At 37.9% G+C, this 22,197-nt stretch carries 15 protein-coding genes and 2 pseudogenes; 9 read left to right on the top strand and 8 right to left on the bottom strand.

Features of this window, described 5'->3' with window-relative positions; genetic code table 11:
* Nucleotides 1-7 precede the first annotated feature (7 nt).
* On the top strand, nt 8-811 hold the full coding sequence (locus L655_RS0113980) for a DUF1338 domain-containing protein (protein WP_024598144.1): 804 nt from the start codon (nt 8-10) through the stop codon (nt 809-811).
* Between the two features lie 70 nt (nt 812-881).
* Here the strand turns inward: L655_RS0113980 and L655_RS01000000125635 are convergent.
* Nucleotides 882-2,149 (bottom strand): annotated as a pseudogene (locus L655_RS01000000125635) (flavohemoglobin expression-modulating QEGLA motif protein).
* Nucleotides 2,150-2,295: 146 nt separating this feature from the next.
* On the opposite strand from L655_RS01000000125635, the gene L655_RS0113970 reads away from it, so the two are divergent.
* The 7 genes from L655_RS0113970 to L655_RS0113940 all read left to right on the top strand — a co-directional run bounded on the left by L655_RS0113970 (nt 2,296) and on the right by L655_RS0113940 (nt 9,077).
* Entirely contained in the window at nt 2,296-2,553 is a 258-nt protein-coding gene (locus L655_RS0113970; protein WP_008169639.1) for a DUF3081 domain-containing protein, read from the top strand.
* On the top strand, nt 2,553-2,858 hold the full coding sequence (locus tag L655_RS0113965; protein ID WP_024604519.1) for a hypothetical protein: 306 nt from the start codon (nt 2,553-2,555) through the stop codon (nt 2,856-2,858). Before L655_RS0113970 ends, L655_RS0113965 begins: the two co-directional genes overlap by 1 nt.
* A gap of 409 nt (nt 2,859-3,267) precedes the next feature.
* Nucleotides 3,268-3,843, top strand: a complete 576-nt coding sequence (betI, locus tag L655_RS0113960; protein WP_024603276.1) for a transcriptional regulator BetI — start codon at nt 3,268-3,270, stop codon at nt 3,841-3,843.
* A 1-nt stretch (nt 3,844) separates the two neighbouring features.
* Nucleotides 3,845-5,308 carry a betaine-aldehyde dehydrogenase gene (gene betB / locus L655_RS0113955; RefSeq protein ID WP_024604518.1) on the top strand — a complete coding sequence of 488 codons (1,464 nt, stop codon included), beginning with the start codon at nt 3,845-3,847 and terminating at the stop codon, nt 5,306-5,308.
* Between the two features lie 11 nt (nt 5,309-5,319).
* Nucleotides 5,320-6,987, top strand: coding sequence for a choline dehydrogenase (gene betA / locus L655_RS0113950; protein WP_024604517.1), 1,668 nt, complete (start codon nt 5,320-5,322; stop codon nt 6,985-6,987).
* Between the two features lie 158 nt (nt 6,988-7,145).
* A complete protein-coding gene (locus L655_RS0113945) occupies nt 7,146-8,363 on the top strand; it encodes a BCCT family transporter (protein WP_024604516.1) in 1,218 nt (405 codons plus the stop codon).
* A gap of 9 nt (nt 8,364-8,372) precedes the next feature.
* Entirely contained in the window at nt 8,373-9,077 is a 705-nt protein-coding gene (locus L655_RS0113940) for a TorF family putative porin (RefSeq protein WP_024604515.1), read from the top strand.
* A 62-nt stretch (nt 9,078-9,139) separates the two neighbouring features.
* Here the strand turns inward: L655_RS0113940 and L655_RS0113935 are convergent.
* The 7 genes and pseudogenes from L655_RS0113935 to L655_RS0113905 form a co-directional block, all read right to left on the bottom strand.
* Nucleotides 9,140-10,501, bottom strand: a pseudogene (locus L655_RS0113935) (bifunctional diguanylate cyclase/phosphodiesterase); the annotation flags it as partial.
* Nucleotides 10,502-10,508: 7 nt separating this feature from the next.
* On the bottom strand, nt 10,509-11,645 hold the full coding sequence (locus L655_RS0113930) for an ISAs1 family transposase (RefSeq protein WP_008466968.1): 1,137 nt from the start codon (nt 11,643-11,645) through the stop codon (nt 10,509-10,511).
* A gap of 196 nt (nt 11,646-11,841) precedes the next feature.
* Nucleotides 11,842-12,033 (bottom strand): DUF3185 family protein, encoded by a 192-nt coding sequence (locus tag L655_RS0113925; protein WP_024605355.1) that lies wholly within the window; start codon nt 12,031-12,033, stop codon nt 11,842-11,844.
* A 51-nt stretch (nt 12,034-12,084) separates the two neighbouring features.
* Nucleotides 12,085-13,551, bottom strand: coding sequence for a DNA recombination protein RmuC (rmuC, locus tag L655_RS0113920; protein ID WP_024605354.1), 1,467 nt, complete (start codon nt 13,549-13,551; stop codon nt 12,085-12,087).
* An 876-nt stretch (nt 13,552-14,427) separates the two neighbouring features.
* A complete protein-coding gene (locus L655_RS0113915; RefSeq protein ID WP_024605353.1) occupies nt 14,428-17,574 on the bottom strand; it encodes a DEAD/DEAH box helicase in 3,147 nt (1,048 codons plus the stop codon).
* A 406-nt stretch (nt 17,575-17,980) separates the two neighbouring features.
* Nucleotides 17,981-18,943 (bottom strand): transcriptional regulator, encoded by a 963-nt coding sequence (locus L655_RS0113910; protein WP_024605352.1) that lies wholly within the window; start codon nt 18,941-18,943, stop codon nt 17,981-17,983.
* 15 nt (nt 18,944-18,958) lie between these two features.
* Nucleotides 18,959-20,197 carry an AAA family ATPase gene (locus tag L655_RS0113905; RefSeq protein WP_007583176.1) on the bottom strand — a complete coding sequence of 413 codons (1,239 nt, stop codon included), beginning with the start codon at nt 20,195-20,197 and terminating at the stop codon, nt 18,959-18,961.
* Between the two features lie 773 nt (nt 20,198-20,970).
* Between L655_RS0113905 and L655_RS0113900 the strand changes: the two genes are divergently transcribed.
* Nucleotides 20,971-22,185, top strand: a complete 1,215-nt coding sequence (locus tag L655_RS0113900) for a hypothetical protein (protein WP_024591590.1) — start codon at nt 20,971-20,973, stop codon at nt 22,183-22,185.
* Nucleotides 22,186-22,197: the final 12 nt, after the last annotated feature.

Genomic DNA, 22,197 nt, shown 5'->3' with positions numbered 1-22,197 from the left:
ACTTAACATGCATACTGATGTAAATACATTATTTAATAACCTTTGGAAAAATTACTTAAACGTAACTCCATCGGCAGACAAAATTCATGACCTTTTAGGGTCAACGCAAAAAGATGACATCATTAACGATCATATTGCGCTGCGTACATTTAATATTGAAAAAGTGGGTCTTGAAAAACTCGCAGCTCACTTTCTTGCGATTGGTTACAAAGAGTGTGGTGAGTACCACTTTGAAGCTAAAAAACTTTACGCAAAGCACTACGAGCATAGCGACCCTAATCAGCCAAAAGTGTTTATCTCTGAGCTGTTAGTCGAAAAATGCTCGCCAGAGTTACAAGCCATCGTAACTGACATGGTAAGCCAAATTGACGAAAGCGCAGTAACTGCTGATAACTTTTTGTATTCAGGCACGCATTGGCAAGTAAGCACCGATACTTACAAACAACTGCTAGCTGAAAGCGAATATGCGGCGTGGATGTCGGCGTGGGGTTACCGTGCCAATCACTTTACCGTAAACATTAATACGCTTGCTAAGTTTGATAACATTCATGATGTTAACCAAGCCCTGAAAGACGCTGGCTTTTCGCTTAACACGTCAGGCGGCGAGGTCAAAGGCTCACCAGAGGTGTTACTAGAGCAATCGTCAACACTTGCTGATGAATACTCTGTTACCTTTAGTGACGGTGATATGAGCATTCCTAGCTGTTTTTATGAGTTTGCTATTCGTTACCCTAAAGCAGACGGCGAGCTTTATACAGGTTTTGTTGCAGCCTCAGCTGACAAAATATTTGAAAGCACCAACGCTCGATAATAAAACCTAAAGTACTTTATTTTAAAAGCCCGTTATGGGCTTTTTTTATGTCGGTAGTTATGTTGATTAATTATAAAAATAACGGTTTATAATCGTTTTCTAACTTTTCAAACGATAAGTCGCCAATAAAGCGGCCAAAGCTCAACCACGTTGCCAAACCACGTAAGTCTTTAAAGTGTGGTGGCACAAATTGTGGGCTCTCTATTACACCTAAATCATGAAGCTGCGATATTAACCTAAAATCATCTATCGATATTTTACCTACGAGTAATAAAGGAAGCCTATCTATTCGACCTAGCTGTATTGCTACGCGAATTAAGTTATATACCAGTACAAAGCCTTTAATGTAGGCAATGTCTTTTGTAAAAGGCAGACCTGTTGGCGTACTGCCTCTAAATACACGCTGCGCGAGTGTGTAACTGTCATCTTTTGATAAACCTTGCGCGACATAGTCACGGTAAATGTCTACAAACTCAGCGCCATCTATTACCTTTGTAACCGCTTGAATACGATTCACTAATTTAGATAAACGTCTCGGAGTCGATTTTAATGTAATAATTTCGGTTAATACCGCTAAGCCTTCTTGGGTAATAGTGGAGCTAGGCGTGCCTTTACTTAAACATGTTAAATACGGCTGTGCTAAACCATTTTGAGTGGTACCTACGTGTATCCACCCTTCATGAACTTCCAATATATCAAGTTCACGCTGAGAAAATTTAACATCTTGATTAAGCTTAATATTATTAGCACCGGCGGCTGCATCACTGACAATACCATCGCTAAGCATTANCCTGCCATACTAGCGTTTACTTGCTCAGACAAAATACGTACAGCATCAACAGCATCAATATTTTTAGGGTCGTCAGGCAGTATGTCGGCTATTAGTAAATTTTGCAGCGGTTTATCTAGCATATTAGCTAGCTCAGAGAGTGAGGGCTCACCGGCATGGAATAAGTCTTTAGGGTGACCAAATAACTCCACCGATAAGTCATGAAATTCTGGCGTACCTCGATATTCAAGCATACTTAATACCGTTTTATACTCAGTGCACATTTTTCCCATATATTGAGCAATCGGATTTAACTGCCCCAGTTGGTTAATAATGTTACGGTGCAAAGTAGAAAACGCTTGGCGTAACTCGCTAGGTACAAAACCAAGGTCGCGCTGTTGATAGTATGCACGATCGATAAGTGGGTTTTTTTGACATTTCTGTCTAAAAAACTCTTCTTTAGTTTGTTTATCCCAATTAATAGCATCAAGTATCCTAATAGGCGTTTGCAATGCAATTAATTGATCCGATAACTCACGAGTTTTTAGTAGTAACGCCTTGTCTATCATGGTGTAAGCTCAACAATAAATGAGTTTTGAGCATAATTTAAAAAAGCTAAATTACAAAGCAATATCACACTTTTTTAGCTATTGTTTTTAAGATGATCGACCCTCATATCTGTATCGTATGAGTTATCAAATAAAAGGTATAAGACATGAAAAACGAACTCGACAATAAACAGATTTTAGCCGTGTATGAACGTATAATTCAAAAAGGTGAAATGACTGATGAAGGTAAGCATTATCAAGGCGTTACTGCTTATTCAGACGTAGATGGTTACACAGTATACCTACAAGGTAGCGGCGTGGAGCTGCGCTTTGGTTTTCATAATACTTACCACCTTGACTATGAACATGAAAAGCATAAAGACGACTTTTTGAAAAAATTATATAACATTGCAAACGAGAGCTAATGCACCCACGAAAACTCAGACACCGCCCTACCAGTAAGCTCAATACTACTTTTATAAACCAAGTAGTAGAAGAGCTTAGATCTGATCCAAGCAAAGTCTCTATTATTCAAGACAATTTAGAACAGTACCGTGCTCAAACTCATTTAAAGCGTGGTTTTTTACTGGCTATAGAGCGCTTTGATTGGGTTTTTGAAGCAAGCAAAGATATTGATTTCATTTGCCAGCAAATTTTAGCTGATGACTATATTGGCAATAGACTAAGACGTTACCCTCTCCTTTTTAAAGGTGTTATTAATAATACCTGACCTTTCAAAACCAAGCGCTTTAAAACGATAAAACCATAAAGTTTACTCTCTATATAAATTTATTAGAGCACTAAGCAATTACAGGTTTAGTGCGCTTTTGCATTAAAATAATACTATTAGTGCTCTAACTATTACTGCACTAACGATTTTTACACATTTTATTCATTTATTGCTGTAAACAAATCATTACTATTATTTAATCTCAAAAAAAACCTTGCAACACCATGTTTTATAAGAAATTAAATAAAATAAAATTTTATCTTCTTTATCGCATTAGTTGCACTTTTATTAATGATTAATCTACATTTTGGCATCTAGATATTTACCTCAACCTTGAATTGTTAGAGCTATTACCTTAAGCTTATCTTTATTGAACGTTCAATTAATAAAAATTATGCCTAAAGTTGGAATGGAACCTGTCAGGCGTCAGCAGTTAATTGACGCAACTATAGAATCTGTTGCGACGAATGGATTACAAGGAACGACTATAAACAGCATTAGTAAAAATGCAGGTTTATCGTCGGGTATTATTAGTCATTATTTTGGTGGTAAGCAGGGGCTGATTGAAGCCACTGTTCGATACTTACTAACAAGCTTAAAACAAGACTTGATAGGCAAGGTAAATCATCAAACAAATGCGACTGAACGTTTAATGTTTATTATCGAAGCCAACTTTGCGCTTGTACAACAGCGTAATGATACCACCCGAACGTGGTTAAGTTTTTGGGCGCAATCGATGCATGATGAAGAATTACACCGACTACAAAATGTAAACAGTAAACGCTTGCAAAGTAATTTAGCATTTTCTTTTAAACAGTTAATGCCTATTGAGCAAGCAAATCAAGCTGCAGAACTTAGCGCCGCAATGATCGATGGCCTATGGTTAAGAGCAGTACTGAGTAAATCAGACAATAATCAGTTTAAACACTGTGAAAAGTTAGCAAAAAGCTATGTACTTTCACTTATCAAGCAATATGGAGCCTAGCGTGACTACACCTGTCTATCAAAATTTTATTAACGGCCATTTTCTTGCAAACCAGAACGGCAAAACATTTGATGTAACAAACCCAGCAACGGGCGAGGTTATTTACGCAGTAGAAATTGCCGACGAATTTATTCAAAACGCAGCCATTGAGAGTGCAAAGCAAGGTTTTGCTCAGTGGTCAGCAATGACACCCATTGAACGTAGCCGCATTTTATTAAAAGCAGTGGCTATTTTACGCGAGCGCAACGATGAACTAGCACTTGTAGAAGTACTCGACACCGGTAAACCAATGCAAGAAGCAAATTGTGTTGATATTGAAACTGGCGCTGATGTAATTGAATACTTTGCAGGTCTTGCGCCAGCACAAGTAGGCCAACAACAAATGGTTGGTGATGACTTTTACTACACACGCAAAGAACCATTAGGTATTTGTGCGGGTATTGGTGCATGGAACTACCCACTACAAATTGCATGTTGGAAGTCGGGCCCTGCCCTTGCTGCTGGTAATGCATTTATATTCAAACCATCAGAAGAAACACCACTGGGCGCTCTTAAACTTGCAGAAGTATTTGTTGAAGCTGGCGTACCTGCAGGTGTGTTTAATGTGGTTCAAGGCGCGGGCGATGTAGGCCAGTGGCTAACGCAGCATAGCGAGATTGACAAAGTATCGTTCACGGGTGAAGTAGGCACAGGTAAAAAAGTAGTAGCAAGTGCTGCCGGTACTTTAAAAGATGTCACGATGGAACTTGGTGGGAAATCTCCACTATTAGTATTCGATGACGCCAACATTGAGCAAGCAGTTAGCGCGGCCATGTTAGGTAATTTTTATACGCAAGGCGAAATTTGTACTAACTGTACACGTATTTACGTTCATAAAAATGTATATCAGCAATTTATTGATGAGCTTAAAGCGCGCACTGAGAAAAACATTATTGCTGGCGACCCACAAGATTTAAATACAAACTTTGGCGCACTTATTTCTAAAAAGCATCAAGAACTAGTAATGAGCTACGTTAATAAAGGCATAGAAGAAGGTGCAACGCTTTTAACTGGTGGTACAACGCTTTCACCAGAATCTGCACCTAATGGCTATTTTGTAGCACCGACTGTGTTTATTGATTGTAATGACGACATGACTATCGTTAAAGAAGAAATATTTGGCCCAGTAATGAGCGTGCTTGTTTTTGACGACGAAGACGATGTGATTGCACGCGCTAACGGTACACACCTAGGCTTAGCTGCTGGCGTATTTACGAGTGATATTAAACGTGCTCACCGCGTAATTCATAAGTTACAAGCCGGTATTTGTTGGATTAATGCATACGGTAACTCACCGGCTGAAATGCCAGTTGGCGGTTATAAGCAATCGGGTATTGGCCGTGAAAATGGTATACAAACGCTTGATCAATACACGCAAACTAAGTCTATTTATGTTGGTATGGCCGACATAGAAAGCCCATTTTAAGGCGCCCTACTATGAGTAATCATTACGACTATATTATTGTTGGCGCGGGTTCGGCGGGTTGTGTTTTAGCCAATCGTTTATCTGAAGATTCAAGTAACCGCGTGTTACTACTTGAAACTGGCGGTAGCGATAAAAGTATCTTTATAAAAATGCCAACCGCGTTATCTATTCCTATGAATAGTGACAAATACGCATGGCAGTTTCATACGCAGCCTGAGCCTCATTTAGATAACCGTGAAATGCATTGCCCACGAGGCAAAGTATTAGGCGGCTCGTCATCTATTAATGGCATGGTGTATGTGCGTGGCCACGCTAAAGATTTTGACGAATGGCAGCAACACGGTGCAAACGGCTGGGATTACCAATCGTGTTTACCGTATTTTCAAAAGGCAGAAAGCTTTTACCTTGGTGAAAATACTTACCGTGGTGGCAAAGGCCCGCTTGGCGTTAATAACGGCAACGAAATGAAAAACCCGCTTTACCGCACCTTTATCAAAGCAGGTGTACAAGCCGGTTACGCTTCTACAGATGATTATAATGCGTCGCAGCAAGAGGGTTTTGGCCCAATGCACATGACCGTAAAAGACGGCGTGCGCAGCTCTGCTTCTCGTGAGTATTTAGACCCTGTTAAATCGCGTAGTAATTTAACGATTATTACAGGTGCACTAGCACAACGCGTGATTTTAGATGGCAAGAAAGCTACTGGCATCGAATACAAAGTAAATGGCGACGTTAAAACTGCACATGCTGAAAAAGACGTTGTATTAAGTGCAGGCCCAATCGGCTCTCCACATATTTTACAACTCTCTGGTATTGGTGACACACAAGCGCTTGAAAAAGCAGGCGTTGAAGTACAACATCATCTACCTGGTGTTGGTCAAAACTTACAAGATCATCTTGAGTTTTACTTTCAATACAAGTGTAAGCAACCTATCACGCTTAACGGCAAGCTAGGCATTGTTTCAAAAGGTTTGATTGGCGCGCGCTGGTTATTAACGCGTTCGGGTTTAGGTGCAACGAATCATTTTGAATCGTGCGCGTTTATTCGCTCAAAACCAGGTGTTGAATGGCCAGATATTCAGTATCACTTTTTACCAGCGGCTATGCGTTACGATGGTAGAAGTGCATTTGCAGGTCATGGTTTTCAGGTACATGTTGGTCATAACAAACCAAAAAGCCGTGGTAGTGTGACTATTGCTTCTGCAAATCCTGAGCAACCACCAACAATTTTATTTAATTACCTTGAGCATCAAGACGATATTGAAGGCTTTAGAGCGTGCGTTCGCTTAACACGCGACATAATCGAACAAAGTGCCTTTGATGAATATCGCGATGAAGAAATTCAACCTGGTAAACATATTCAAACAGATGAAGAAATAGATGCCTTTGTACGCCAAGCCGTAGAAAGTGCCTACCACCCTTCTTGCTCATGCAAAATGGGTGAAGATGATATGGCCGTTGTTAATTCAAATACGCAAGTACATGGTATTGAAGGACTACGTGTTGTTGACTCATCTATATTCCCAACAGTTCCTAATGGAAACTTAAATGCACCTACTATTATGGTTGCCGAAAAAGCAGCTGACATAATTTTAGGTAAAGACCCATTACAGAAATCGGATGTGAATGTTGCCATAACAACAAACTGGCAAGAAACACAACGTAGTACGGAGATCTAACTTTAGCCACATGCTTAGGTTTAGTCTCGTCGGGCTAAGCCAATGCGTGCCTTGCAGTGGCACACGATGTAAATAGGTTACGTTGTGTTAATGCGAGAATAAAACAATAAAATACGGAGTGCTTATGAATTATTTTTATTCATTACTGGAGGGTAACAATGACTATTTGGCTTAATGCAGGGATCATTTTTACCTTACTTGCCATTATCACTATTTTAATTAAATGGGGTAATGTTCGCGTAGTAGGTGTAACACCAGTTCGAACCTTTACGTTTATAGCAATACTATTTACTTCTGGCCTAGATGTTGGCCTTATCATGTTTCCTTTAACTGAGTTTGCAGGTTATGCAGACATAAAAGCAAGCCCAGAATACGCGTTTGCAAATCCACTGGCTATTGAGTTTGGCTACTGGGGATTTTTGATCTGGGGATTTTACTTTCTTACGTGCTTTTATTTCTGTGTAATAGAACCTAAAGTGAAATTTTTCGAAATTCCTTGGGTTAAATTTATCAATAACGTTGTAATTATTGGTACATGTGCATTTACCGCTTATTTGCTGCTTACAAACCTACCGTGGTATTTACCCGGACTAGGTGATGGAACAAGTATAGTTTCTGAATTTTACTTAATTGTGTTTGCGGCTATCTGTTTTGCTGTGTACTCAAGTACTGATATTAAATATGTACGTATTTTAAGTATTTCTACTACGTGGTTATTTTTAGCTTTAATCGCCTTTATGTGGGCTGGCGCATTTGTGATTGGTGATAGTCAAATGTCAGCATTTACAGATAACTTAGGCTCTATTGGTACTTACTTTGCAAACATTAATGAATTTGTTTTACCGCTTAATGATTACCATGAGTTCTACTTATTCTGGTGGTTTGCGTGGAGCATAATGATTGGTCAATTTACATCACGCTTTGTTGGTGGACTTAAAACATACCAAGTATTAGGTGCAATGTTAATATTTCCATCAATTCCGATTGCGATTTGGTTTAGCGTACTTTATCACTACCATGAAGCGGGCATTCCAACACAAGGCATTAAAAACTTTGCAATGGTATTTGTAGGTATTGTATTTGTAATTAACTCACTCGATTCGTTAGTGCGTTTATATACAGATAACCTAAACTTTACTGTAAAGCGTTTTGGTAAAATGAAATACATAGTCGGAAACATTGTTGCTCTATCACTACTTACACTATTGTTTAAATTAGAATTTTTACAAATTCAGTGGGTAGGCGCATTAGTTATTGGATTGTTCTTTATCTGTGCTGGTTTTATCGGATACAGCAAGTTTAAAACAGTTACAAACATAGACAGCTCACCAAAAGCAAACGAAATTGATTACACAAAAATAGACACAGTACACTAGGGATTAATAATGAATAACAAACTAAAACAACTTGTAGTAGCACTACCATTAGCACTTTTATCAACCACTGCAGCAGCTGATTGGTCAACAACAATCACTGCAGCGTCTGACTACACTTTTAATGGTGTAAGCCAAACAGATAGCAACCCTGCAATTCAAGGTAGCTTAGACTATGCCTTTGAAAGCGGTGTATATGCAGGTGCATGGGCTTCAAATGTAGATTTTGGTGACGATACCGATTTTGAACTTGATGCTTACATTGGTAAGTATGTACAACTTGATGAGCAATTTAGTGTTGATTACGGTATTGCTTATTACACTTATCAAGGTAATAACAGCGATGGTAACTACGCTGAGGCTTACACTAAGTTTGGTTATGCAAGTGAGTACGGCCAAACTGAACTTAACTTTTGGTACAGCTGGGACTACTTTGGTTACGATACAGGGCATGTTATTTCGATGATTGCTCACACGTATGAGCTGGCTCCAAACCATGCACTACGTGCCAGCTTTGATATTTCAAACTCACTTGATGGTGATAAGTTTGAGTGGGATGAGAACAAGGGTGATAAATCATACCACCACTACCGCTTAGCATACCAAACAAGCTACGAAGGTTTTGGTATTGAAGTGGCCGCTGAAAACACAAGCTTAGATAATGATGCGTCTGATGAGCGTATTGTACTTGCTATTTCACGCACATTTGATTTTTAATACAATAATTACTGATTGCACAAAGAATGCCACTCTATTTCGAGTGGCATTTTTATGTGTAACTAACTAACAATATCCCAAGCACTTGTACCCGATGCTGAAAGGTTACTGGTGTTATTGCGTAATACTTTATTACCTACATTAACCGATGACTCAGGGCGGCTAACTAAATATCCCTGAACAGAGCTCACACCCATTTTTTTAACGAGTTCAAACTGCCCTATTTCTTCAACGCCTTCTGCAACAATTTTAAGACCTAGCTTTTTCCCAAGATCACTAATTGTATTTAATATATCGTTATATTTTTGGCTTTTATTGGCTTGTGCTATAAACGAGCGATCAATTTTAATAACATCTATTGGTAAATCCGCTAATGTACTTAAAGAACTAAAACCTGTACCAAAGTCATCAATAGCAATAGTGATACCCTCTTCTCTTAGCCTACTTAGCTCTTTAATAATTCTTGGACTGGCTTTAATGAAAGTTGATTCGGTAATTTCCAGCATTAAGGACGTAGCGGGTAAGCCGGTTTTTTTAAGTTTTTTCATTACCCAATCATAAACATCACGATGCTTTAGTTGAATGCCCGAAACGTTAACAGATATTTTTACTTTGCGCATACCTGCATTGTGCCAAGCAGCCATTTGCCGACACGATTCAAGCATAATCCAATCGCCAAGCTCTAATATTAAATTAGACTCCTCTGCTATTGGTATAAACTCTGAAGGGGGGATCATACCCTCAACTGGGTGGTCCCAGCGTGTAAGCGCTTCGAAGTAATCAATCATACAATCTTCAACATGCACAATTGGCTGAAAAGATAAGTACAAATCTTTACAAGCGACTGCTATGCGTAGCTCTTCGAGTAAATAATGGTAACGGCGCATTTTGTTACCCATTTCTGGTGAGTAAACTTTAAATATCCCCTTACCATCGCTTTTAGCCCTATACATAGCCACGTCAGCTAATTGCAAAAGAGCCTGCGGCGTTGATGCACTTTCTGGATAAGCCGCAATACCAATGCTGGCACTAATTTTTACTATTTTGTTACCTAGCACAAAGTCTTTTTCAAGCTCACTAAGCACGTGTTTAGCAATTTCAACAACTCTGTCGCTATCATCAAGTAACTCTATAAAAATGGAAAATTCATCTCCTCCCAACCTCGATAAGTTTTGTTCTAATTGGTTAGCACTATTTATATTACTTAATTTATGGTGGCGTAGAACATTGGCAAGGCGAGTAGCAACTTGAACTAATATTTCATCACCAAAACTATGACCAAATGAGTCGTTTACTTGTTTAAAGCCATCAAGGTCGATAAACAGGAGTGCGCATTTGAGATCTTCTTGGTTAGCATGATTAATTTGTCTGTCGATATGTTCAATATAAGCATGGCGGTCAATTAACAGCGTCAGTTTGTCTTGGCCACGGCTAGCGCATTTTAATCCCAGACTCTAGCAGGGTTGAGCGGTAATCATCGTCTAGCCCTGCCATTTTCTTTTTCCTCGCCATACTTGCTGACTTAGATGCATCTTGTTTAAAAAGCGCCATGGCTATCTTTCGCATTACATTAAACATTAATGGCCCTTGAAGTTTGCGTATTCTCGATTCATCTTCTCTGAAGTTCATATCAAGCATCCAATGCATGCTTTCAACCTGCCAGTGACTGCGTACTGCATTGAGTGCTTGCGCTGCATTTAAGTCTAATGAACTTATATACCAGCGTGTTTCAGTGGTATCCGACCCTGCCGACTTATCATGAACTTCAGCCCTGACCTTAATAATACTCGTTAAGCCAGGCCAACGATAATCCTTGCCTAGCCAGCTTTTATCTATAAGTAACTGCTGGCATGTACGTGTTTCAACACGCCCATGTCCTGAGCTTATTTCGGTATGTTCATCACAATTATGCTTAGTTAACCTTTCACGCTCGCACTTGTGCCACCACGCTTCTAGTTCCTTTTGCATGCCTGAATGATTACCTTTAAGTGCAAGAATATAATCTGCTTTTTGTTGGATGATTTGTTTTGCTATTTCTTGTTGGCATCCCATCGCATCTAACGTAATGATACTGTTTTCAATATCGAGCAGGGTGAGTAATTCTGGTATTGCGGTGATTTCATTTGTTTTATTATCAACAGCCGTCTGCCCAAGCACTAACTGGTGTTGGCAACTCCATGCACTGACCGTGTGTAAGGCACTTTTTCTGTCTTTTGTGGTAAATGAACGCCGTGCGGTTTTGCCATCGATAGCGATGATATCTGCACCTGTAGTTTCAATCAGTGATGATATCCAAGATTGAAATGCCCTTTCTATTTCATTTGCTTTTAACCGACACATGACGCGAGCAATCGTGTCATGTTTTGGAATTCCTGCGTTGAACGTACCGTATTTTTTTAACCAATCAAGTTTTAGGTGCCCAAAGTCTTCAATATCTTCCCATCCTTCTGCACCAGAGAGCACAGCGCTAATAGCAAGGAGAAGAATATCGATAAGTTCATGCTTTTTACAACGTTCAATGCGAGGATCTGTAATTGAATTAAAATGTTTCAGAAAAGTAGTGCTCATATTTATGCGACCAAGTAATTATTATGCCTTGATCTGATCACTACTTGCTCTATAAGTTCAATTTATAATGATCTTGCCGTGCTGTAAGAGTTTTATCTTGCTAAGTAACACTGTGCAGTGCAGACTATTACAACTAAATTCAACGTAGTTAGCGCTGAAAATAGCTGCTTAAATAGATCTATTATTCAAGTTCAGGTTACTTGAGCTTTTTAATACCAATTAACACACAGATGGTACCGCCAATAATACCCGCCCATGCTTCTATTGGTGTGCCGCCACTAAATGCACGGCTAAGCTGCGAAGCCGCCGCATCATACACGTCGTATCCCCACATAATTAAAGCGATACCTATAACGATTAAAACAATTCCTACAATCTTATTATTCATAAATATCCTTAAGGTTTAACTTACATAAACTAAATAAAAAATAAATCAGAGTTAATCTAACTCTAATTGGGCACGTTCTACGCTCTCACTAGGTAGCTCTTTTTGTACCGACACACCTAGCTCTTTAAACTCTGATGCTTGTTTAATTAAATTACCTTTACCACGGTATAGCTGCGAAAATGCTTTATCATAACTTTCTTTCGCTTTATCAAGCTGCTTACCTACGCCTTCCATACTCAATAAAAAACCATTGAGCTTGTTATAAAAACGCTCCGCTCGACTTGCCAGCTCTTTTGAATATTTGGTTTGCTCTTCAAAACGCCAAAGCTGTTTAACAATATTAAGGCTAGTAAGCAGGGTAGTGGGTGTAGCTACCAGTATATTTTTTTCGATTGCTTGTTGGTAAATATCGCTTTGATATTTGAGTGCTTCTACAAAAGCTGATTCTATTGGTACAAACATAACCACTACTTCTGGCGAGTTAATACCTGGTAAGCGGTCGTACGATTTACTCGCAAGTTCATTAATACGCGCTGTAACGGCGTTTACATGCTCTTTAATTGCTTGATTAGCATCTAGATCATTTTCAGCGTTCACGTAGCGTGTATAGGCATTTAATGAAGTTTTAGCATCAATAACTAAGTGGCGACCCTGTGGTAAGTACACAACTACATCAGGGCGCAAGCGGCCATCTTCAGTGTTAAACGACACTTCGCGCTTATAATCAACGCCTGCACGTAAGCCAGCACTATCTAATACGTTTTCGAGCATAAGCTCGCCCCAATTACCTTGGGTTTTCTTTTGCCCTTGTAGGGCGTTACTGAGCTTGTCGGCTTGATCTGTTATAGCTTGGCTTTTAGCTTGCAAATGCAGTAGCTCGGTTTTAAGTGCAGTCCGTTGTTTTATGTCTTCAATGTGCATTGATTCCATTTTTTCTCTAAAGCCTTTTAGCTCGCCTTGAACTGGTTTTAATAATTGCTCAATGCTTTCTTGATTTAAGGTTTTAAAGCTTTGTGATTTTTCTTCTAGAATTTTATTGGCTAGGTTTTCAAACTCTTTTTTGAGCGTATTTTTACTTTGCTCAATTTGCGCGAGTTGCTCGCTAAAGTTTTGCTGTTTTTGCTCAAGGGTAGTGCGCATATTATTATATTCAACATCGCGCTGATTATATTGTTCACGAAGCGCTGCAAGCTCGCCTTCGGCTTTACGCCAAAAGTGATTGTATTGAATGCTTTGTTTTTCTTGTTCGCTAAAACGCGTTTTAAAATGCTGGGCTTCATCGCGCTGCTCTTGGTGAGTATGTTCTAGCAGTTCATGATCTTCTAGCAAGGCGCTGTATTGCAGCTCTTTATTATCAAATTGGTTTTGTAACAGGGAAAGCTGTTGCTGCTGTTCGCTTATTTGTAGATGTAGCTTTTTGCGAAGCCGTGTTGCTACAGCGCCGTAAAATAGGGCGCCTAAAGCAACACCAGCACCAGCGCTTAGCCAATCAATATTAGTGAGTACTTGAGTGAGCATAAAATAAACTTATAAAATTTAGAGACATGCCATCATAACCAATAACCAACAACAGAAGTAGGGGAGTTAAGAAATTACAGACATAAAAAAACCGGCTTAAAATAAGCTGGTCAAATATTACTAAGTTAAGTAATCAAAGGGATAATCAACATGTGCCCGAGCAAGCTGCAACTTAAATACATAATCACCAAAATAACTAATATTATTAGGTGAGGCTATATAACAACAGGCATTAGAGTAGACCGGATAACAAAATAATTAATTCAAATTAATTTGCGGAAGATCATTTATTTTTATTTGGGTTGATTTAAACAAATCAAATTATGGGCATAAAAAAGCCAGTTCAAAATGAGCTGGCTCAATCATTACTAAAATGAGTAACTAAATAGGGGGAATCAACATGAAAACTTGTATTAACTGCAATTAATCAACAAGCATAATAGTAGACGTGTCTTTTTTAATTAAGTTCAAAAAAAATAAAAACTTTTAAAATAAGTGCTGAACGCTAAATTTTAGACATAAAAAAAGCCAACTCAAAATGGGCTGGCTCAATCATTACTAAAATTAGTAACTAAATAGGGAATCAACATGAAAACTTGTATTAACTGCAATTAATCAACAAGCATAATAGTAGACGCGTCTTTTTGAATTAAGTTCATAAAAAAATAAAAAACTTTTAAAATAAGTGCTGCGCGCTAAATTTTAGACATAAAAAAAGCCAACTCAAAATGGGCAGGCTCAATCATTACTAAAATTAGTAACTAAATGGGAAATCAACATGATGCTTGTGTTAACTGCAATTAATCAACAAGCATAATGATAGACGTCCGCTTTTTAATTAAGTTCATAAAAAGATCAAAACTTTTTAGATCTTTTTTAGTTTTTAATTAAAGACAACATTTGCTGCTCATCAAACTTTGTAAAGCTCATTGATTTATCAGTAAATAATGCATCAACAAGAGCTTGCTTGTCTTGCTGCATTTTAAATACTTTTTGCTCTATTGAGTTACTCATTATGAGCTTATAAACAAATACAGGATTAGTTTGACCAATACGGTAGGCTCTATCAGTCGCTTGCTTTTCTACTGCGGGATTCCACCATGGATCAAAATGAATAACAGTATCTGCTTGTGTTAAGTTAAGGCCTGTTCCACCGGCTTTTAAGCTAATTAAAAACACGGATGTTTTACCACTGGTAAACTCGTCGATTACTTTATCTCGTTGACGCGTTTGCCCTGTAAGCATACTAAAGTTAATGTTTATTTCTTCAAGGCGTTGAGCTATTAAATCGAGTGCCGATGTAAACTGACTAAATATAATAATCTTACGACCCAGGCTTAGCATAAGCGGTAAGTGTGTTGTTAACCATTCAAGCTTAGTAGAGCCTGCTTGAGTATGTGGATCTATTAATTTAGGGTGGCAACAAATTTGCCTTAACTTTAAAAGCGCCTCTAAAAATGCAAGCTTACTTTTTTGTGCGCCTTGTTCGGCAAATAAGTCTATTAGCTTCTCTTCTAATGAACGTGTAATGCCTTGGTACATTTCTTTTTGCTTAGGCTCAAACTCAAACTCTTTTGTAAGCTCTGTTTTTTCAGGTAACTCTTGCGCTACTTGTGCTTTAGCGCGGCGCATTATAAAGGGCATAATTAACGCTTTTAACTGCTCAGCCCTCTGCATATCAGCTTCACGCTCAATAGGTGTTTGAAAGTGCTGCTTAAAGTGGGCTTGAGAGCCAAGTAACGATGGCATAGCAAAATCGAGTAACGATTTAAGCTCAAGTAAATTATTCTCGATTGGAGTACCACTTAAACAAAGTTTAAAGTCGGCATTTAAGCGTTTAACTAATCGTGAGACCTGTGCGGTATCGTTTTTAATGTATTGTGCTTCATCGAGGATTATATTTTCAAAATATAATGGTGAATAATATGCAATATCACGCTTTAAAAGCGGGTATGTAGTAAGAATGCATTGCGCTTGTGCTAAGTGTTGTAAAGGATCGTTACGGTTTGATCCAAAAATAGTGGTTACTTTTAAACTTTTAGCAAATTTAGTGATTTCGTTTTTCCAATTACTCACCAAGCTAGTTGGGCACACTATAAGTGTAGGGCCTGCTTGAGGGCGGTTAAATGTACTCGCTAAAAATGCAATAACTTGGAGTGTTTTACCCAACCCCATGTCGTCAGCTAAAATACCACCTAATTGATGACGTTTTAAAAAGCTAAGCCAATCAACGCCTTGCTGTTGGTACTCACGAAGTGTTACAGAGTCATTTAAGCCATGTAATGAAACCTTAGGCATTGCCTTATCGGTATTATTTAACTCTTGTAAATATAGCTCAAGTGAATCGTCGTGAAGCTCTACGTTAATAGCTGTGTGCTTTACTAGTTCAGGTAAATACGAAAGCGGAATATTAAATTCGTCACGTGTTTTTACAAATTCAAAGCGTTCTTTAAATTCGTTTAATAAGTTAATGGCAGACTTATTAATAACCCCAAATTGACGACCAAGCGGGTAGTAATAAAACAGTTCACTTTGGCGATTCAATGACTGATAAAGCGAATCAGCATTAGTAAACAACAGCGCTGCTTTTGCGTCACACAACAATACTTTGCAGTGCATTTGATGCCCTGCTGCACGGTGTACATGTAAACTCACTTCACATTGTGGATTAGGGCTTGTTACTTTACTTACACTGACTTGCCAACCACGCTGCTTAAAGCCAGGAAATACTTCGTATATTAGCCAATGCAAATGGATAGGAGATTGCTTTGTAAATACAAGCCCACTTTGTAAACCCCCTTTACAAAATTCAAACCCTAGATTGATTAGCTCGTTAGTTACGGTGTTTTCAAATGCGCTATTTATAGTACTTGCTGGGGCAGAACCAGCTAAATAGTTTTTATTTTTATACTTAAATAACAGCGAAAGTGATAAACCTTGCTCGCCCATTGTTACTTTTAAAACAGCATTACTAGATAGCTTAGGTAACGTTGGCTGCAAGTTAGTAGGGTGCGGTATAACACCTGCACCAAAGTTATCTGCAAGTTGTTTGTATATTCTGTCAAAATTAGCGTCATGCAAAGCAGGCATAGTTTGTAAATGCGCTATTTCGTCTGCACTCAATGGTGTACGAAGACGACCCGCTTTTAAATGATCTAAATCGAGGTAAGTAGGCGGTGTTGTTTTTAATAAAGCCCAGTTTTGAGTTTGCTCGAGCTTAATAACTAATTGTGATAGATCTTTATCTTGCTCCCAACTAAAACTCAATGCTTGGCCAGATTGCGCTTTAACTGGCACGCGAGAGCGCTGAAAAAACAAGCGCTCAGTAGCGATCAATTGTTGTAGGGCACTAAAGCCCCATTGGCCTTTTAGCTCAATACTTCCTACTGCATTTTGTGAACGTATCCAGCTAAATAATCTAAAATCACTTTCGAGTAAATCATTTGGCGTTACGAAACTATTTAACTGTTGCTCTGTGAGGTTTCGGCCTAACGTGTAATCCTTTTTAGTCTCAAAATTAGCTATTTTAGGTGTTAAAAATACTTTGTTATTTTCAATATCTAATACAAATAATAATACTTGCGACGGTGTATGTTGATCACCACTTTTAAGAGCGCTTAATTCACTAAACCAATCATTAATGAAGTAATCTTCACCGTATTCACCAGAGTGCTCTATTTTAAGCTTAAACAAAATAGCAGCTAAATGTCGGCATTTGGTTTTTGCATTACACGTACAGTGTGTATCAACAGAATAACCAGTTGGTACTTTACTGATCTCAATACGTTGGTTAAATGATGATCCGTTATCCACTTGCACGGTAGAGTCTACAACAGAAAAATTAGGGGTATGCTCTAGCCAGGTGATTTGACCTTTCTTGTAGTACTCTTTGCCTTTATCTAAGACATTTTCGCGAAAAAGTTTTTTAATAAAGCGTTCAGAAAGAGGAAACTGGGTAGCCTGCTCATTTTTAATTTCTTCAAAAATAGCCATTAAATCATTTTTTGATAAGTTAGCAGACATGTCACTCTAAGCATTAAATTTTAAAAATAATTCTGCCAGTATATGCCTTATGTGCTCTGAGCTAAAGCACTATTAACAAGATATAAACTGGTTGGAGCTGATAGCTTAGTAAAAAATCGGTTTATAGGTAAAAATGAGTATAAAATTTCGCAAAATATTAGGCACTACACATAAATATAATGATTAAACGACACGTTATAGATCACAATTTTACTAACAATAATAATAAACCAAGAGCAAATAGCTAAAAGGGGGCGATTAGTTAGTAAAAAAGTGATCTTGAAGAGGAAATATGATTATTTAAGGTAGGATTAGGCTAGTAGAGATCAGATTTTTACTAACAAAACAATCTGTCAGATCAGTATTTAACTAAGTAGGCACGTCTGACAGATCATTATTTAACTAACTAATTAAAAGCACTTAATAGCTTAGTTAATTGTTCTAAGCGTTTGTCTGTCATCACTTTATTGTCGATTTTGATAGACACATCACCACTTTTTAAATTGCGTTGCACCGATACAAACTTATTTTCAAGTACAGCTTCACGCTTAACAGCAGCTTGAGGCTCAGCAGTTAGGCATTTGGTGATTGCCATTGCACGCTTGTCGTCACTTGTAATGGCGTTTAGCTCTTCATCACTAGCTAGGTCACTAACAAGTTGATTAAACGCCTCTTGGTCTCTCTCTTTTGCGCTCATGAGCTTTTTAGCCACTTCGCGACCCACGTGATTCGCAGTAGGGTAGAGTGCAATAACTTCAGCAGGTATTTGTTCATACGCTTTAACAGCATCTGCAATGGCGGTGTGTGATACACCTTCAATTGCAGCAATCTCTCTGTAAGATCCTTTTTTACCTTGTTCAATAAGCTCATTTTTAGTTTGCTGGTAAGCTTGTCCTAGCTCCCATAGACTTGGAGCGATATATTGATCTGAAGATACAGCTAAAATTTTAGCGTCTTGCTCAGTAAAGTCACTTGAACTAAGTACTAAATAATCGGCGTTACCTAAAATACAGGCCATACGACGGCGAGAACCCGCTAAGACTAAGCTTTTATCACCCTGATCCCAAAGTAACGCAGGGTGCTGATTACGGCCATCCTCTGCAATGGCAGGTAAAATATCCGATACTGACTTTTCGTTAAGAAGTGCTTGTACACGGCGGTTTTTACCGTATACACCAGTTGTAGATTCAATGTCAGCGTGTGCGATCACTTTGCAAATAAGTGTAATTTGGCGCTCAGGATCGCTCGGTGCTGGCATGCGAATTACATCACCAGCATTTGCTTGTTCAAGTAATGCGTCAAGGCTACTACTTCCTACAGCTGTTGCAAAAGGATCTAAGCGGGTGTCATTTTTACGTTTTTTAGCCATTTTTATTTAACATCCTTACTTAGGGGTATTGAGTGTTGATTGAGTTGACTGCCAATTTGAACGAATAAGCATTTCTAGCTCATCGACCACATCTTTAATATTTTCTTGAGCGCGCATTAGTGATTCACGGCTTGCTAAGCTGTCTGACGCTTTTTGATCAAAAATAGTATTGAAAGACGAAGAGCTAGCAGTAATCGCCGAGCTGTGGTTGATTGGGTAACTCATAACTTGGCGACCGAATGCACTACGAACATCTTTAACAATATCGCGCTGTGAGTGATTACCTTTTACATAGTTGGTAACTAAAAACTGCATAAAGTCCCATCCCTCATGGCCAAGTGCCGCAACGGTATGGTAAATCTCGCCTAGTCGTTTTAAATATTTATTATTAGCATCAAAGTCTACAGCTTCTGGATGAACAGGGATAAGCATCGCAGTAGAAGCCATTAATGCATTATAAAACATAAAGTTAAGAGTTGGAGCTGTATCTATCAATATAATATCAAACTCGTCTTTAACAGGGTCAATTACTTTTTCAAGTAATTTATGGTAATGGCGAGTTTGCTCATAATTTGAGGTGTCTTTGAGTAATGTTGCAGTTTCATGCTCAAAGTAAAAATCGTCCATACCTGATGGTAGTACACGAATATTTGGGATATGCGTTGGTAAAAATGAGTTTGAAACAAATTCAGGCCATGTTTCGCCCTCATCTAAATCTATACAATCACGCATTAGATCACCAACAGTAATTGGGTCATGCTCGCTTGAAGGAAAAAAGCTTGAAGAAGAGCCTTGAGGATCTAAATCAATTATTCCAATGCGATAGCGCTTAATATTTGTAGTTGCCAGCGCTGCTGCAATATTAACCATGCTGGTTGTTTTGCCACAGCCACCTTTGAGAGAATTAATGACGATAACTTGCAGCTTATCATCACCAGTACGATGATCTGGTTTAATATCCATAATATCAGCCATAGCAAAAATGTTTACTAATGTGTAAGCATAATGACCATTGGCGCCGCGTTTTATGTTTAAATCATCAAAGTCACCGTTATCATGACGTCTTTTTAAAGTACGATTATTACAACCTAATAAATCGGCAGCTGCTTTTTGCGTATAAGTTCTTAATTCTTTTTCTTCTGATTTAAGATGAGCACGATAGTGCTGAATACGACCTTCTAATGATTTTTCAGCTACTTCGGCAGTTGCTTTTAAAAGCCGGTAGGTACTTAACGCGTTATTATTGATAGACATACTTTCTTCCTCAAAGTTAGGCAGTTAGTATAATGTCCATTCAAATTGCTGTAAATAACTATTTAAGACGACATGCATTTTAAAAAGAAGACATTTAAAAATACTTTTACACTTTTAATATTGCTTAGTATAAATAAAGAAGTTTAAAGGTGGTTAAATATATAAGGTATTAAAGGTTAAGGACCTTAAATTAACACATAACATTATGATTAATATAAACAATATAAAAAAAAGCAGATCAGCGTTATACTTGGTTAAGATCAGATCTTTATCTACCTGCAGATCACCTTTTTACTAAGCCTTATTTTTTAAATCAAGTTACACACAGGTTGCGCATAAGGTTATGAACAAAAAGAGCCCTTGAGATCAATTTTTTACTAAGTAAATTATAAAGTTATGCACTAACCTTAGCGTCAATAGGTTCGTTTAATTAGTATAGATCTGATCTGTACTTGGTACAGATCAGATCTATGCTAACTCGATAAGCCTTTATCCACAGGGATATTAATTTTCGTATGAATTTGTCGTGCTAAATTTTAAAATAAAGCCATTGTGGTGGACAAAATAACAGCTGAGTTAGTAAAAAACCGATTTGAGATGACCTAGTTAGTAAAAATATGATCTGAAATCGCAAGTTATGTACATTACTTAGTATAATAGTGATCTAAACGTTTTATTTAAAGTCAGATCACTTTTATACTAACTTAAACATTTAACTTTTGTTGTTTAATGTGTTGTTATTAGATGTCGCAATAAAAATGGAAATAAGAACAATGAGCCGAAAGGTCAACATCTCGGTAGATAATTTGCCCGATACACTCAGGGGCCAAATCCACGGGGTGGAAAGTGCAATTGATAACGAAAGTCTAGCACTATTTACAGACAACAAAGACGTGCGAATTTCTATTGAAAATGCAGCTCATGGTTTACGTGCATATTCAAACACGTTTAATCATTATGATTTGTGGGGCCGTTTTGTTCGCTCTGGCTATAAAAAATTGCCACTTGAAGAAGCGCCTAAAAAAACAATCATTACGCGTAAAATATCAGAAAAAGTAGATGGTATTTTATACGATGGTGAGATAAAAATTACCCCTGCTGTTGTCAGTACTCGTAAAGATGGCGAAGATGTTGAGTATCTTGTTTGGCCATCGGACAGAGAAGAAAAAGTAGAACGAGCACTTATTCGTTTAGCTTCTAAAGGCAAAATAGTTAAAATTAATTTTAAGTCCGGTATTCAATACGCGGTTGTTTTTTCTATGAACGAATTAGCGCAAGAGCTCAAAGCGGTAGGGCAGTCAATGCCATATCCTGCAATTAAAGAGTCACTTGAAGCATTGCAAGGTTCTAAACTTTCATTTAAATATTCAGCAACCGATACTAAAAACTCCGATATAGATGATTCGTTTTACGAGTCAAATATGAACTTTTTATCGTCACTTCACTTTAGTGGCAAAAAAGGTCAAGGTGGCAATGTAAAGTGTGTGGCCTGCTTAAATGCGTTTGTTCATAACATGATTGATAACCTTGAATACAAAGGGTATTACTTTAATAGTGCACAAGAATTAAAACGGGGATTGTCGCGTTGGATGATGCTTCGTTTGTATCACCTTTGGCGTTATGCAGCTCCAGGTAAAACGTATCATTTTAGATTACTTTCTATTATGGAAAAATACGGATCTATTTATTCAACTGATGATATTACGGAAAATAAATTAAAAGCGCTTCGTCGTGATATGACCACCACAATGAAAGATTTGATTGAAAAAGGTGCTATATCAGAATACAGCATTACAAACGTCAAAGATGACAAAACTGGTAACATTATTGATTACACATACGAAATGCACCCGTCTGATCAGTTTTGCGATGAAATACTTACATTGAACAAACACAACAAACGCATTGAGATTCAAGGCGGTAAACGTATTGTTGAAAATGCAGTGTTAATTGATGAAGATAAAATAGAAGAGATAGTAGAAAAATAATAAACGTTATTT

This window comes from Pseudoalteromonas sp. TAE79 (assembly GCF_000498015.1).
Classification (GTDB): domain Bacteria; phylum Pseudomonadota; class Gammaproteobacteria; order Enterobacterales; family Alteromonadaceae; genus Pseudoalteromonas.
The sequence above is the reverse complement of the archived record's forward strand: the minus strand, read 5'-3'. Positions and strand labels throughout refer to the sequence as shown.

Bases quoted from the DNA above. Each gene is read 5' to 3' on its own strand.
- L655_RS0113910 (WP_024605352.1), bottom strand. From the start codon at position 18,943: ATGGCTAAAAAACGTAAAAATGACACCCGCTTAGATCCTTTTGCAACA.
- L655_RS0113940 (WP_024604515.1), top strand. From the start codon at position 8,373: ATGAATAACAAACTAAAACAACTTGTAGTAGCACTACCATTAGCACTT.
- betA (WP_024604517.1), top strand. From the start codon at position 5,320: ATGAGTAATCATTACGACTATATTATTGTTGGCGCGGGTTCGGCGGGT.
- L655_RS0113915 (WP_024605353.1), bottom strand. From the start codon at position 17,574: ATGTCTGCTAACTTATCAAAAAATGATTTAATGGCTATTTTTGAAGAA.
- L655_RS0113945 (WP_024604516.1), top strand. From the start codon at position 7,146: ATGACTATTTGGCTTAATGCAGGGATCATTTTTACCTTACTTGCCATT.
- L655_RS0113980 (WP_024598144.1), top strand. From the start codon at position 8: ATGCATACTGATGTAAATACATTATTTAATAACCTTTGGAAAAATTAC.
- L655_RS0113965 (WP_024604519.1), top strand. From the start codon at position 2,553: ATGCACCCACGAAAACTCAGACACCGCCCTACCAGTAAGCTCAATACT.
- rmuC (WP_024605354.1), bottom strand. From the start codon at position 13,551: ATGCTCACTCAAGTACTCACTAATATTGATTGGCTAAGCGCTGGTGCT.
- L655_RS0113970 (WP_008169639.1), top strand. From the start codon at position 2,296: ATGAAAAACGAACTCGACAATAAACAGATTTTAGCCGTGTATGAACGT.
- L655_RS0113930 (WP_008466968.1), bottom strand. From the start codon at position 11,645: ATGAGCACTACTTTTCTGAAACATTTTAATTCAATTACAGATCCTCGC.
- L655_RS0113900 (WP_024591590.1), top strand. From the start codon at position 20,971: ATGAGCCGAAAGGTCAACATCTCGGTAGATAATTTGCCCGATACACTC.
- L655_RS0113925 (WP_024605355.1), bottom strand. From the start codon at position 12,033: ATGAATAATAAGATTGTAGGAATTGTTTTAATCGTTATAGGTATCGCT.
- L655_RS0113905 (WP_007583176.1), bottom strand. From the start codon at position 20,197: ATGTCTATCAATAATAACGCGTTAAGTACCTACCGGCTTTTAAAAGCA.
- betI (WP_024603276.1), top strand. From the start codon at position 3,268: ATGGAACCTGTCAGGCGTCAGCAGTTAATTGACGCAACTATAGAATCT.